General features: G+C 70.6%; 15 protein-coding genes. 5 read left to right on the forward strand and 10 right to left on the reverse strand.

All coding sequences use genetic code 11. The features are described 5' to 3' along the window. Positions 1 to 76: 76 nt before the first annotated feature. A complete protein-coding gene (locus tag EYW49_RS01075) occupies positions 77 to 595 on the forward strand; it encodes a flavin reductase family protein (protein WP_165498086.1) in 519 nt (172 codons plus the stop codon). A gap of 40 nt (positions 596 to 635) precedes the next feature. Continuing rightward, positions 636 to 1682: a M29 family metallopeptidase gene (locus EYW49_RS01080; protein ID WP_131305029.1), complete on the forward strand. Its 1047-nt coding sequence runs from the start codon at positions 636 to 638 to the stop codon at positions 1680 to 1682. 41 nt (positions 1683 to 1723) lie between these two features. Here EYW49_RS01080 and pcaC read toward each other — a convergent pair whose 3' ends face one another. The 3 genes from pcaC to EYW49_RS01095 are packed head-to-tail and all read right to left on the reverse strand — an operon-like array spanning position 1724 to position 3621. After that, the gene (gene pcaC, locus EYW49_RS01085; RefSeq protein WP_131305031.1) at positions 1724 to 2125 is read right to left on the reverse strand and encodes a 4-carboxymuconolactone decarboxylase; all 402 of its coding nucleotides are present in this window, start codon (positions 2123 to 2125) and stop codon (positions 1724 to 1726) included. Then, positions 2122 to 2823 carry a GntR family transcriptional regulator gene (locus EYW49_RS01090; RefSeq protein WP_131305032.1) on the reverse strand — a complete coding sequence of 234 codons (702 nt, stop codon included), beginning with the start codon at positions 2821 to 2823 and terminating at the stop codon, positions 2122 to 2124. The genes pcaC and EYW49_RS01090 overlap by 4 nt, the downstream gene beginning before the upstream one ends. A 27-nt stretch (positions 2824 to 2850) precedes the next feature. Next, complete coding sequence (locus EYW49_RS01095; RefSeq protein ID WP_165498087.1) at positions 2851 to 3621, reverse strand: alpha/beta fold hydrolase; 771 nt, start codon at positions 3619 to 3621, stop codon at positions 2851 to 2853. Positions 3622 to 3809: 188 nt separating this feature from the next. Here EYW49_RS01095 and EYW49_RS01100 point away from each other — a divergent pair, with 188 nt between their 5' ends. After that, on the forward strand, positions 3810 to 4526 hold the full coding sequence (locus tag EYW49_RS01100) for an enoyl-CoA hydratase/isomerase family protein (protein ID WP_131305036.1): 717 nt from the start codon (positions 3810 to 3812) through the stop codon (positions 4524 to 4526). Between the two features lie 53 nt (positions 4527 to 4579). After that, on the forward strand, positions 4580 to 5443 hold the full coding sequence (locus EYW49_RS01105; protein WP_131305038.1) for an NAD(P)-dependent oxidoreductase: 864 nt from the start codon (positions 4580 to 4582) through the stop codon (positions 5441 to 5443). A 27-nt stretch (positions 5444 to 5470) separates the two neighbouring features. Here the strand turns inward: EYW49_RS01105 and EYW49_RS01110 are convergent, their stop codons facing one another. Continuing rightward, the gene (locus EYW49_RS01110) at positions 5471 to 5950 is read right to left on the reverse strand and encodes an Lrp/AsnC family transcriptional regulator (protein WP_131305040.1); all 480 of its coding nucleotides are present in this window, start codon (positions 5948 to 5950) and stop codon (positions 5471 to 5473) included. Positions 5951 to 6087: 137 nt separating this feature from the next. On the opposite strand from EYW49_RS01110, the gene EYW49_RS01115 reads away from it, so the two are divergent. Then, positions 6088 to 7107 (forward strand): 1-aminocyclopropane-1-carboxylate deaminase, encoded by a 1020-nt coding sequence (locus tag EYW49_RS01115; RefSeq protein WP_131305042.1) that lies wholly within the window; start codon positions 6088 to 6090, stop codon positions 7105 to 7107. A 46-nt stretch (positions 7108 to 7153) separates the two neighbouring features. Here EYW49_RS01115 and EYW49_RS01120 read toward each other — a convergent pair whose 3' ends face one another. The 6 genes from EYW49_RS01120 to EYW49_RS01145 form a co-directional block, all read right to left on the reverse strand. Then, the gene (locus EYW49_RS01120) at positions 7154 to 8305 is read right to left on the reverse strand and encodes a M20 family metallopeptidase (RefSeq protein WP_131305044.1); all 1152 of its coding nucleotides are present in this window, start codon (positions 8303 to 8305) and stop codon (positions 7154 to 7156) included. Next, positions 8302 to 9720 carry a M20 family metallopeptidase gene (locus EYW49_RS01125; protein ID WP_131305046.1) on the reverse strand — a complete coding sequence of 473 codons (1419 nt, stop codon included), beginning with the start codon at positions 9718 to 9720 and terminating at the stop codon, positions 8302 to 8304. Before EYW49_RS01125 ends, EYW49_RS01120 begins: the two co-directional genes overlap by 4 nt. 106 nt (positions 9721 to 9826) lie before the next feature. Next, the gene (locus EYW49_RS01130) at positions 9827 to 10501 is read right to left on the reverse strand and encodes an RraA family protein (RefSeq protein ID WP_131305048.1); all 675 of its coding nucleotides are present in this window, start codon (positions 10499 to 10501) and stop codon (positions 9827 to 9829) included. Next, positions 10498 to 11274: a FadR/GntR family transcriptional regulator gene (locus tag EYW49_RS01135; RefSeq protein ID WP_165498088.1), complete on the reverse strand. Its 777-nt coding sequence runs from the start codon at positions 11272 to 11274 to the stop codon at positions 10498 to 10500. The genes EYW49_RS01130 and EYW49_RS01135 overlap by 4 nt, the downstream gene beginning before the upstream one ends. Continuing rightward, positions 11271 to 12089 (reverse strand): SDR family oxidoreductase, encoded by an 819-nt coding sequence (locus EYW49_RS01140; RefSeq protein ID WP_131305050.1) that lies wholly within the window; start codon positions 12087 to 12089, stop codon positions 11271 to 11273. The genes EYW49_RS01135 and EYW49_RS01140 overlap by 4 nt, the downstream gene beginning before the upstream one ends. A gap of 88 nt (positions 12090 to 12177) precedes the next feature. Further along, entirely contained in the window at positions 12178 to 12993 is an 816-nt protein-coding gene (locus EYW49_RS01145) for a transporter substrate-binding domain-containing protein (RefSeq protein ID WP_131305052.1), read from the reverse strand. Positions 12994 to 13004: the final 11 nt, after the last annotated feature.

Raw genomic sequence — 13004 nt, forward strand, 5'->3', positions numbered from 1 at the left:
ACCCGCCGGCGATCGGCCGGTTCGCCCCGAAACACCATCCGGCCCGACCCGAGCGGCGGCTGGACAGGAGACCGGAATGTCGCTTCTCGCCACACCCCACACCCTCGACCCGGTGGTCGGGATCGACGCCTTCAAGGGCGCCATGGGCCGGCTCGCCGGCGCCGTGACGGTGATCACCGCCGGGCGCGGTCCCGAGGCGCGCGGCCTGACCGCGACCGCGGTGTGCTCGGTCGCGGCCTCGCCGCCGACGCTGCTGATCTGCGTCAACCGATCCGGCGAAGCGCACGATGCGATCGCCCGCACCGAGGCCTTCTGCGTCAACGTCCTCGCCGACCGCAGCCGCACCGTCGCCGATCGCTTCGCCGGTCGCTTCGGCAACCTCGGGGCCGAGAAATTCGCCGACGCCGCGTGGTCGAGCCTGGTCACCGGCGCGCCGGCCCTCGACGAAGCCCTGGTCGCCATCGATTGCCGGCTCGCCGAGACGGTCGAGGCCCACAGCCACACGGTGTTCTTCGGCACCGTGGTCGGGGTCCGCCTGGGCGCGGCGCTGCCTCCCTTGCTCCATTTCGATCGCGCCTATCGCACGCTGAGTTGAGCCGCCGTCCGGCGGGATCTGCGAACACGAGGGTTTCCCCATGGCAATCAGCGATTCGGCACTGGTCGAGGCCTGGAAGGACGTTCTCGCCCTGTCCAGGCTGGTCCCCGGTGAACAGGTCACCCTGCTCGCCAGCGACGACAGCAACCCCCAACTGATCGCCACGGCGCGGATCGCGGTGGCCCAGCTCGGGGCGATCCTGACCATCGTCACCCTGCCGCCGATGAACGGCGACGTCGCGCTCAGCCGCGACAAGTCGGGCTTCGTCGGCCGCACCGCGCTGGAGGGCAACCGCCCGGCGCTGGAGGCGATGAAACATTCCGATCTGGTGATCGACACCATGCTGCTGTTGTTCTCGCCGGAGCAGGAGCAGGTGCTGAAGGGTGGCGCCCGCATGCTGCTGGCGGTCGAGCCGGCCGAGATCCTGCTGCGGATGAAACCCGACGCCAGCGACTCGCGCCGGGCCGGCGCCGCCGCGGCGCGGCTGGCGCGGGCCAAGGTGATGACCGTCACCTCCAAGGCCGGGACCGAATTCCGCTGCGAGCTCGGGCAGTATCCGGTGCTGAAGCAACAGGGCTATCCCGATGCGCCGGGCGCCTGGGACCACTGGCCGAGCTGTCTGGTCGCAACCTGGCCGAACGAGGGCAGCGCCGAGGGCACGCTGGTGATCGACACCGGCGACATCCTGCTGCCGTTCAAGCGCTATGCCCGCGATCCCATTCGCCTGACCGTCGAGGGCGGTTACATCCGCCGGATCGTGGGCGGTTTCGAAGCCGAATATCTCAAGAGCTACATCGACCGGTTCGACGACCCGGAAGCCTATGCCATGGCCCATGTCGGCTGGGGCCTGCACGACCGGGCCCATTGGACGGCGCTCGGCCTCTACGACCGCGAGGCCGGGATCGGCATGGACGCGCGCTCCTATCTCGGCAACTTCCTGTGGTCGAGCGGCCCCAACACCGAGGCCGGCGGCACGCGCAACACCCCGTGTCACATGGACATTCCGCTGCGCGGCTGCTCGTTGTCGCTCGACGGCGAGCCGATGACCATCGACGGCCGGGTGATCCCGGCGGACCAGACGTCGTGACGGGGCGGCCGCAGCGGCGACCGACCCGCCCGGCGGGTCGCTCAGCCGGCGGTGGCCGGTGCGGCATTGCGATCGAGCTCGGCGAAGACCTCGCGGGCGACGCGGAAGCTGTCGAGGGCGGCGGGAACGCCGGCGTAGATCGCCACCTGGAGCAGAACCTCGCGGATCTCGTCGCGGGTGACGCCGTTGGTCAACGCCCCGCGGACGTGGAGCTTGAGCTCGTGCGGCCGGTTGAGGGCGGAGATCATCGCCAGATTGATCAGCGAGCGGTCGCGCCGTTCGAGCCCGGGGCGGGCCCACACGTCGCCCCAGCAATAGCGGGTGATCAGTTCCTGCAAGGGACGGGTGAAGTCGTCGGCCTCGGCCAGCGATTTGTCGACATAGGCGCTGCCGACCACGGCACGACGGATTTCCAAACCACGGTCATAGAGGGCGTCGGTCATTGAGTGAGCTCCGGATGCGAGGGGGTGACGTCGAAGGAGGTCAGCGCGACGGCGGCCGCCGCGGCGACGTGGCGTTCGGCGAGTTCGGCTGCCGCCGCCCCGTCGCGACGCTCGAGGGCGTCGATCAGCGCCGCGATCTCGGCGAGCGAGGCAGCGCGGCGACGCGGATCGGCCAGCGACCGGCGGCGCAGAAGCCCGGCGCGCGAGTCGAGGCGGGCCAGGAGCTCCAGACTCAATTCGTTGCGGGCGCCGAGGGCGAGGCGGCGGTAGAAGGCCCGCTTGGCCTCGAGCGCGGCGGCGAGATCGTCGTCGCCATAGGCCCGGGCGAGGTCGGCGGAGGCGGCGCGCAGCGACACCACGTCGTCGGCGTCGGCGCGTTCGCAGAACTGCCGCGCCATCAGGGCTTCGAGTGCGGCGCGCACCGCATAGAGGTTCTCGGCCTCGGCGCGGTCGAGCCGGGTGACGAACAGGCCGCGCGCGCCGGCGCTGACCAGCCCCTCGGATTCGAGCTCGCGCAGGGCCTCGCGCAAGACGGTGCGGCTGACCGCCAGTTCGGCGCAGAGATCCTTTTCGATCAGCCGCTCGCCGGCGGCGAGTGCGCCGGTTTCGATCGATCGACGCAGCGCCGCGACGAGGCGACGGCGCAGCGGGGCACTCTCCTGGACGAGCGGGGCGATGCCGAGCGGGCCGGTGGTCATCGGGGCAGGATCTCCGGGGCCGAAGGGTCAGGCGAACAGGAACGGATCGATCGCCGCATGGAAGCCCTCGGGTCGATCGAGGTTGGCGAGATGACGCGCGCCGTCGATGGCGCGGAAGTCGGCGCCGGGGATCAGTGCGGCGATGGCCTCGGAGAGATGCGGCGGGGTGCGCTGGTCGCGCGACCCGACGACGACGCGGGTCGGCACCCGGATCGCCTTCATCAACTCGACCACGTCGGCTGTGAACACCGACTGCGCCGCCTCGATGTAGGCCTCCGCGGTCATGCCGGCGATGCTCGCCGCCAGGGTCTCGAACAGCGCCGGCTCGGCGTCCTCGACCAGGGTGTCGGCGGCATAGGCGCGGCCGAAGGCTTCCAGCGAGCCGCCGCGGATGGTCGCGGCGATGGTCGCGGCACGGGCGGCGCCGGCTTCGCCCTGGGTGGCGAAACTGTCGGCGATCACCAGACGCTTCACCAATTCCGGCGCGAGATCGACGAGATGGGCGGCGATCGGCCCGCCCATCGAGATCGCCACCACCCGCGCCGGGCCGAGCCCGAGGGCGGCGATCACCGCGGCGAGGTCGGAGGCGACGGCGCGGACCGTGAAGCCGCCGTTGCGGCTGGAGCGGCCATGGCCGCGGGCGTCGACGGCGATCACGTCGAAGCGCGTCGACCAGCGGCGGATCTGCTCGCGCCACAGCCAGGCGGCGGTGCCGAGGCTGTGGATCAACACCAGCGGCGCGCCGCGGCCGGCGCGGTCGTAGCCCAGGCTCTCCCCATCGACGTCGATCTGCGGCACGGGCGGTCTCCTCGTCCTCGGGCGCGGCGCCGTCGCGGGACGGGCGCCTCGGTGGTTTATCGTATGACCGTCGTAACGTCATACATTGTTTCCGTCAAGCCGACGGTCCGATCGGGCGGGCGCGCCGCGGCCCGGGCGCGGCCCGCTTCCGGATCCCATCCCCTTCCCCATCCCCTTCGGAGAGCGACATGAAGATCGACGATCACGGCGACGGCATTCTCGGCGTCGAATTCACGCGGAGCGCCGACGACAACACCATCTCCTCGGCCGGTCTCCTCGACTTCGCCGCGACCCTCGACACGGTCATCGCCACGCCGGGACTCCGGGCGGTGGTGGTGTCGGGCGAGGGCGGGCATTTCTGTAAGGGGCGGGTCGGCGCCAAGGGTCTGACGCAAGCCGCGGCGATCCGCGACGACCTCGACTTTATCCTCCAGGTCAACGCGCGGCTGCGGGCCTCGCCGGTGCCTTTCGTCGCGGCGGTCGAAGGCCGGGCCTTCGGCTTCGGCTGCGGCTTCGCCACCCAGTGCGACGTGACGATCGCCGCAGCCGACGCGGTCTTCGCCCTGCCGGAAATGTCCCACCGCCTGCCGCCGCTGGTGGTGCTGTCCTATTTCGGCAAGTTCGTGCCGTTCAAGAAGGCCTTCGAACTGGCGCTGACCAGCCGGCCCGTCCCGGCGTCGGAAGCCCTCGCGATCGGCATGGTCACCGAGCTCGTCGATCCGGGCCGGGCCTTCGCCCGCGCGCTCGAGTTCGCGCGTCTGATCGCCGCGCTCGATGCCGACTCGGTGCGGCTGCTGCGCGGCTTCGCTCGGCGGATGGCCGGCCTCCACGACGACATCGACGCCCGCACCGGCGTCGCCGACATGGCGATCATGCTGGCCGCCGCCGCGACCCGTCCCCATTGACCGGACCTGCGCCGGGTCCCGGTGCGCCCCATCCCCCGAACGGAGGAACCGACATGGCCGACGACGTGTTGTTCATCGGAGCCGGCCGCATGGGAGCCTTGATGGCGCGACGGCTGCTCGACGGCGGCGTCGCCCTCGCCGTCGCAGACGTCGTACCGGCGGCGCTGGAGCCCTTCGCCGCCCGGGGCGTGGCGACCGCGGCGCACGGCGCCGACCTGCTCGGCACGATCGTGCTGACCATGTTGCCGACCGATCGCCACGTCCGCGAGGCGCTGCTCGGGCCCGGCGGCGCCTGCACGGTGCGCCCCCGCGCCGTGGTGATCGACATGTCGACCGCCACGCCGGCCCACACGAGAGCGCTCGCCGCCGACCTCGCGGCGCGCGGCACCGTGCTCCTCGATGCGCCGGTCAGCGGCGGCATGGCCGGGGCCGGCGACGGTCGCCTGACCACCATGGTCGGCGGCGACGCGGCGGCGCTGGCCCGCTGCCTGCCGATTCTCCGGCTGATGTGCGCCGACGTCACGCGGGTCGGGCCGGTCGGATCGGGCCATGCGGTCAAGGCGCTCAACAACTATCTCTCGGCCGCCACCTTGTGGACCGCGACCGAGGCGTTGGTGATCGGCCGCCGGCTCGGACTCGATGCCGCGACCATGCTCGCGGTGTGGAGCGCCGGCTCGGGGCGCAGCCACGCCACCGAGGTCAAGCTGCCGCGCCACGTCGTGACCGGCACCCTCGACTTCGGCCAGTCGCTCGAGTTGTTCTGCAAGGACATCGCCATCGCCGCCGAGCTCGCCCGCGAGACCGGGACCACCACCCCGGCCCTCGACCACCTGCTCGCCCTGTGGCGCTCGGCCCGCGACACCCTCGGCCCGCAGGCCGACATCACGCGCATCGAGCCGCTGCTCGACGACCGCTGAGCGGCGGCTTGCGATTCGGGCCGCGCTTCAGAAATCGAGCGCGGCGGCGTCGATGATCTCCTTCATCACGAAGAAGGTGCGGGTCTGGCGCACGCCCGGCAGGGCGATCAGCAATTCGCCGTGCAGGCGGTTGAAGTCGGCGATGTCGCGCACCCGGATCTTCAGGAAGAAATCGAAGTCGCCGGCCACCAGATGGCAGTCGAGCACGAAGGGCAGCCTGCGCACCGCCGTGGCGAAGTCGGCGAAGCTCTCCGGCGTCGAGCGGTCGAGCTCGACCCCGACGATCACCAGCGTGCCGCGATCGACGGCGCGCGGCTCGATCTCGGCACGGAAGCCGCGGATGCAGCCCGCCTCGACCAGCCGCCGGACGCGGCGGTGGCAGGTCGCCGGGCTGACGTGGACCGCCTCGGCGAGATCGGCATTGGCCATGCGGCCATCCCCCTGGAGCAGGTGGAGAATGCGGCGGTCGACGCGGTCGAGTTCGATCTCGGTGAAAGAATCTTTCATATTTCCGATCCGTTCGGACGTCGGTTTTCGTTTTCCTAGCATCGCTCGAGGTATTCGCCAAATTCTGGCCGCCACTTCGGGAGGACCTTTCACGGCGGAGGATGTTAGCCTCGCGGTCGATCAACCCGGAGACGACCATGCTGCGCCTCGACAAATTCGAACGTTTCCCGCTGACCTTCGGCCCCTCCCCGATCGAGCGTCTGCCGCGCCTGACCGCGGCGCTCGGCGGCGACGTGGAGATCTGGGCCAAGCGTGACGACTGCAACTCCGGCCTCGCCATGGGCGGCAACAAGCTGCGCAAGCTCGAATACATCGTGCCCGACGCGATCGCGTCGGGTGCCGACACGCTGGTGTCGATCGGTGGGGTGCAGTCCAACCACACCCGGATGGTCGCCGCCACCGCCGCCAAGATCGGCATGAAATGCGTGGTGGTGCAGGAATCCTGGGTGCCGCACGAGGACGCGGTCTACGACCGGGTCGGCAACATCCTGCTGACCCGCCTGATGGGCGCCGACAGCCGGATCGTCGACGACGGTTTCGACATCGGCATCCGCAAGAGCTGGGAGGACGCGATCCAGTCGGTGATCGACGCCGGCGGCAAACCCTACGGCATCCCGGCCGGCGCCTCGGTGCACAAATTCGGCGGCCTCGGCTACGTCGGCTTCGCCGAAGAGGTGCGCGATCAGGAGGCCGAGCTCGGCTTCACATTCGATTACATCATCGTCTGCGTGGTCACCGGCTCGACCCAGGGCGGGATGATCGTCGGCTTCGCCGCCGACGGCCGCGCCGACAAGGTGATCGGCATCGACGCTTCCGGCACCCCGGCCCAGACCCGCGCCCAGGTCCGCGCGATCGTCGACCGCACCGCCGAGTTGGTCGAACTCGGCCGTCCGGTGCGCGACGACGAAATCGTCATCCTCGAAGACTACGCCTACCCGGCCTATGGCGTGCCGAGCGCCGAGACCAACGCGGCGATCCGGCTGGCCGCCCGCACCGAGGCGATGATCACCGACCCGGTCTACGAGGGCAAGTCGATGCAGGGCCTGATCGACCTGGTGAAGAAGGGCTTCTTCCCCAAGGGATCGAAGGTGCTCTACGCCCATCTCGGCGGCGCCCCGGCGCTCAACGGCTACAGCTACACCTATCGCAACGGCTGAGCGGACGAGAGCCGGAGGCCGATCGCGGCCTCCGGCGCCACCCTCTTCAGTCGGCGAGGCCGGCGACGGTGACGGCGAGCGCCTGGGCGCGCGGCACCAGGGTGTCGAGCCGGCACCATTCGCGTTCGGTGTGGGCCGCGCCGCCGACCGGTCCGAGGCCGCACAACGACGGCACGCCGAGCGCCGCGGTGAAGCCGGAATCGGCGCAGCCACCGGTGAACTCACCATCGACCGCGAAACCGACCGCCGCGGCGGCCGCGCGGTAGCGCTCGAACAGCGCCGCGGAGCGCTCCGCCTCGAGCGGCATGAAGACCGGTCCGCGGGTGTAGGTCGCGACGGTGTCGGGCACGTCGTCCTCGGCCAGGATCGCCTCGATGCGGGCGAGGATGCCGTCGAGTTCGGCGACCGCCAGGAAGCGGATGTCGACTTCCGCCGCGGCGAAGTCGGCGACGGTGTTGTGGGTGCGGCCGCCGCGGATCACCCCGACGTTGGTGGTGGTGCCGGTGGCATAGTCGGTCAGGGCATGGATCGCGGTGATCTTGGCGGCGAGCGCACCGATGGCGCTGCGACCCTCGGCATGGGCGACGCCGGAATGGGCGGCCCGGCCCCGCACCTCGATGTCGAGCGTGACGCCGCCTTTGCGGCCGGTGACGACATTGCCCGAGGCGCGGCCCGGTTCGGCATTGAAGGCGGCGCGGGCGCCGGTCGCTTCGCGTTCGATCACCGCGCGGCCGGAGGGCGAGCCGACCTCCTCGTCGGCGGTGAACAGCGCGACCACCGGGAAATCGAGCCCGCCCACGGCCTTGATCGCCCGGAGCACGAAGACGTCGACGACCAGCCCGCCCTTCATGTCGGCGACGCCGGGGCCGAAGGCGGTGTCGCCGTCGCGGCTGAACGGGCGGGTGGCGACCGTGCCCTTCGGGAACACCGTGTCGCGGTGGCCCATCAGCAGAACCGGCGCGCCGCCGCTCCGACCCGGCACTTCGGCGCGGATCGCCCCGCCCCAGGTGGCGTTCGGAAACCGCGTGACGGCGATGCCGTCGGCTTCCAGGCTCGCGGCCAGCGCCTCGCCGACCGCGTCGATGCCGACGGCGTCGCGGCTGCCGGAATCGATGTCGACGATGCGGGCGAGGAGCGCCTCCATCTCGGCGCGACGCGGCGCGAGCCAGTCCTTCAGAGCGATTGCGGTCGGGGTCATGCGCGGCGCGCCTCCTTGATGGCGGCGCCGGTCTCGCCGAGGTCCCAGAACAGGCCGGTCATGATGCGGAGCGCCTCTTCGGCGACCGAGCCGAGCAGGTGCTCGTCGGGGGCGTGCTGCGAACAGGCCGGATAGGAATGGGGCACCCACAGGGTCGGCAGGCCGAGGAGCTCGGAGAACACGTCGTTGGGGATCGAGCCGCCGAGATTGGGCAACAAGGCCGGCTTCTTGCCGGTGGTGCGGGCGAGCGAGGCGAGCGCCCAGTCGACCCAGGGGTCGGTCGGATCGAGTCGGGTGGCGGCGAAGACCTCCATGCGGCCCGGGGTCACCGTCACGTCGCGCAGGCCGACCGCCTCGAGGTGATCGCGGATCGCGTCGATCACCCGACTCGGATCGGTGCCGACCACGAAGCGCAGTTGCAGCGCCGCCTTGGCCGAGGCCGGCACGGCATTGACCGGGGCGCTCGGGGTCCCGCATTCGAAGGCCAGGACCTCGAGGCTGTTCCAGCCGAACACCCGCTCTTCGGGGGTGAGGCCCGGTTCACCCCAGTCGCGATCGATCACCGGATCGTTCACGCCGCCGCCGACCGAGAGATCGGCGAGCGCGGCGCGGACGGCCGGCGGGATCGCCGGCGGGCGCAGGGCGTGCAGGCGGATCCGGCCGCGGCCGTCGACCAGCACGGCGATGGCGTTGGCGAGCACGATGCCGGGATTGGCGAGCAGCCCGCCCCAATTGCCGGAATGATGGGCGCCTTCGCGCAGGTTCACCGTCAATTCGAAGTCGAGGGTGCCGCGCGAGCCGAGGAACACGGTCGGCCGCTCGGCGCCGACCCGCGGTCCGTCGGAGGCGATCAGCACGTCGGCGGCGAGTGCGGCGCGATGGGTCTCGGCGAGCGCCCGCAGGCCGGGCGAGCCGGTCTCCTCGCCCATCTCGATCAGGATCTTGGCGTTGAAGCCGAGAGTTCCGCGCTCGGCGACGACCTGGGCGAGGGCGGCGATGTTGATCGAATGCTGGCCCTTGTTGTCGGCGGTGCCGCGGCCGTACCAGCGATCGCCGTCGACGGTGACCTCCCAGGGGCTGCGGCCGTCGCGCCAGCGGCCCTCGTGACCGAGCACCACGTCGCCGTGGCCGTAGATCAGGACGGTCGGCAGGTGGTCGCCTTCGTGCCGCTCGGCGAGCAGGAAGGGGCCGTGGCCGATCACCGCATTGGGCATGACGGTGGCGGAAAAACCCAGCGCATCGAGGCTCGGCATCATCTCTTCGGTGAGATAGGCGCGCAGCTCGACCGCGCGGTCGGGCGCCTGGCTTTCGGTCTTCATCGCGACGCGGCGGCCGAGATCGGCGCGGAAGGCGCCGGAGGCGAAATGATCGGCGGCGCGGGCGATCGCGCCTTCGCGGGTGGCGACGGGGGGCATGGGCGGCTTCTCTGTGCGGACGCCCCGCACCGAGGGGCGCGGGGCCGTCGCGTGACGATGCGCCCGAGATACAGCAACGCGGCCGGCGCGGCGAGAGGGTCGACGCTCAGGCGATGTCGGGCGAGACCTGCCAGATCGCCTGGAGCTTCTCGCCGGCGAGGACGCGGTCGCGGGCCGCCGCCTCGTCGCGGCCGAGCCGGTCGGCCTCGTCGGCGACCGCAGCGACCATCGCCTTGGGGATCACCACCACGCCGTCGACGTCGGCGAAGATCACGTCGCCCGGTTCGACCCGGACCCCGGCGACGGTGATCGGCACCTGCGATCGCTTGGGTTCCATCTTGCCGGACACCGACACCGGGCTGCGGGCGCGGCCGAACAGCGGATAGCCGAGGGCCTGGACCTGCGCGGTGTCGCGGACCGTGCCGTCGACGATGGTGGCGACCGCGCCGTGGGTCTTGGCGCCGGACGACATCAGTTCGCCCGAGCAGGAGCCCGGCGCGCAGGAGGCGTCGACGACCAGGATCGCGCCTGCCGGCACGTTGTCGATGGCGTGGTGATAGACGTCCTGGGGCTGGCCCTTGCGCGGGCTCGGGGCGAACTGCACGGTCACCGCGGGCCCACAGACCACCTGACCGGGGGCGAGCCGGCCCTGGAGGGTGATGCCGGCGAGATGGCCGAAGCCGCCGAGGCGTTCCAGACTGTCGTGGACGTCGCCGGAATACCAACGCGACAAGCGGCGGACGGCGTCCCAATCGGTCTGCGAATAGTCCCATTCGGTCATCGATTCGACTCTCTGCGTTGGAGGGCGGCGTTGGCGAGGATGACCCCGAGGTAGTCCGAACTACGGTCGATCTGATCGCGGATCGCCGCGACGGCGCCCGCGGCGTCGCCGCGGATGATCAGTCGGTAGATGTCCTCGTGTTCGGCGAAGCCCTCGGCGAGCGACTTCGGCGGGACCCGGCTGGACACCCGGATGATGTCGACGATGATCGAAAACAGGTTGTCGTAGAGGACGTTGAGGATCTGGTTGCCGACCGCGCGGACCAGCGCGAGGTGGAAGGCGGCGTCGCCGTCGGTGAAGGCGCTCTGGTCGCCGGCGGTCGCCGCGGTCGCCATCTGGGCGAGCGCCGCCTCGACCTCGCGGATCGGCCGACCGAGGGTGGCGAGGCGGAGCACCACCTCGCTCTCGAGGATCCGCCGCACGTCCATCAGCTGGACGAGATAGTCCGGCCGGTCGGCGAAGAGCTGCTTCACCGTGACCGCGAGCGAGCCGAGGAACTCGTCGACGTCGTCGCGCACCACCATCGCCCGCTCGCCGTGGCGGCGGCGCACGAAGCCCTTGGTCTCGAGGATCTGCAGGGCTTCGCGGACCGAGCGGGTGCTGACGTTGTGGATCCGCGCGATCTCGGCCTCGGAGGGCAGACGCTCGCCGACCTTCAGGGCGCCGGACAGCACCTGGGCCTCGAGCGCCTGCACCACCGAGACGTGGAGCTTGTCGCGCTCGATGCCGCGTCGCGCGGCGCGCCCGCCGCCCTCGGGGAGAGCCCGTGTCACCAAGCCGTGAATCCTCCGTCGACCACCACGTTGGATCCGGTCATGTAGGTCGAGGCGTCGGAGGCGAGGAACTGCACGACCCCGCCGAACTCCTCGATCTCGGCCTGACGCCCCATCGGCACCCGCTCGAGGAAGGCGTCGATGAACTCCTTGTCGAAGGTCGCGGTCTTGACCCCGCCGAAGGTGACGAGATTGACCCGGACGTTCTTGGGCGCCCAGTAGGTGCCGAGATAGCGGGTCAGGTTGAGCAGGCCGGCCTTGGAGGCGGCGTAGGAGATCGCCTTGACGAAGGGTTTGCCGTCGCGCTTCTCGCGGTAGGCGTAGAGCGCCTGATTGGGCGAGACCATGCCGTACATCGAGCCGACGTTGATGATGCTGCCGCGGCGTTCCTCGGCCATGCGCGAGCCGACCACCTGACAGCACAGCATCACGCCGGTCAGGTTGGTGTCGATGATCTCGTCCCAATATTGCTTCGGGTAGACCTCGAAGGGGGCGTTCTGATCGGCCGAGCCGGAGGGCTTGGAATCGATGCCGGCATTGTTGACGAGGATGTGCGGCACGCCCCATTCGGCGATCAACGCCGCGGTCGCCGCTTCCAGCGCCTCCTTGTCGGTGACGCTGGCGACATGGACGCGGATGCGGTCGGTCAGACCGGGAAACTTGGCCTCGAGCAGCGCCGGCTCGGCCGGGCGGCGGCTGAAGATCGCCACCTTGGCGCCGGCGCCGGCGAGCGTGCGACAGAACTCCGTGCCGAGTTGGCCGAGACCGCCGGTGACGATCGCAACCTTGTCCTGAACGCTGAATGGATCTTTCATCACACGAGTTCCGAGCTTTCGGTGTGGGCGGCCGAGCGGCCGCCTGACGGGGGCGCGAACGCCCCCGGGCGGAGTGCGGGGACCTCGATCAGCGCGGCGGATCCATCTCCTGGAGGCGCTTCGGATCGAGCTTGGCGTTCTGGAACTTCTCGTAGATCGCCACCAGCTTGCCGTTGTCGAGGTTGGTGCGGATCCACTGGTTGATCGCCTGGGTCAGAGCGGTCTCGCCCTTGCGGATGGCGACGCCGATCGGATAGGCCTGGGCGACGAACTTCTCTTCGAGATCGACCTTGGGGTTGGCCTTGATCAGCGCCTGCAGGAGCGGCCGCGAGGTCGCGTAGTTGGCGAACTGGCCGGAGGTGACGGCGGCGCTGGCGGTCGGATCGTCCTCGAAGCGGACGATCTGGACACCGGCGACATTGGCGGTGCTCTCGGTCAGGCGGGTGTCGTTGACCGTGCCGCGGGTGACCGCGACCGACTTGCCGGCGAGATCGGCGTAGGTCTTGATCGGCGCGGACTTGGGCGCGGCGACGACGATGCTGGTCTCGCTGTAGGGGATCGAGAAATCGACCACCTTGAGCCGTTCGGCGGTGATCGACAGGGTCGACAGGGCGATGTCGGCCTTGCCGGAGACGATGAACTGGATGCGGCCGGAAGTCGGCACGCTGATCAGTTCGATCTTCACGCCGAGGTCCTTGGCGAGGAGCTCGGCGGTCTCGACCTCGGAGCCGGTCGGCTTGAAGGCGGCGTCCATCATCGCGTAGGGCGGATTGCCGAGGTCGATGGCGACCTTCAGCACGCCGCGCGCCTTGATGTCGGCGAGCACGTCGGCGCTGGCCGGCGCGACGAGGGCGCCGCTCAGGGCGAGGCCGAGGCCGAGTACGACGAAATCTCTGCGTTTCATGGGTGTTCCTC

This window comes from Siculibacillus lacustris, from assembly GCF_004328075.1.
Taxonomy (GTDB): Bacteria; Pseudomonadota; Alphaproteobacteria; order Rhizobiales; family Ancalomicrobiaceae; genus Siculibacillus; species Siculibacillus lacustris.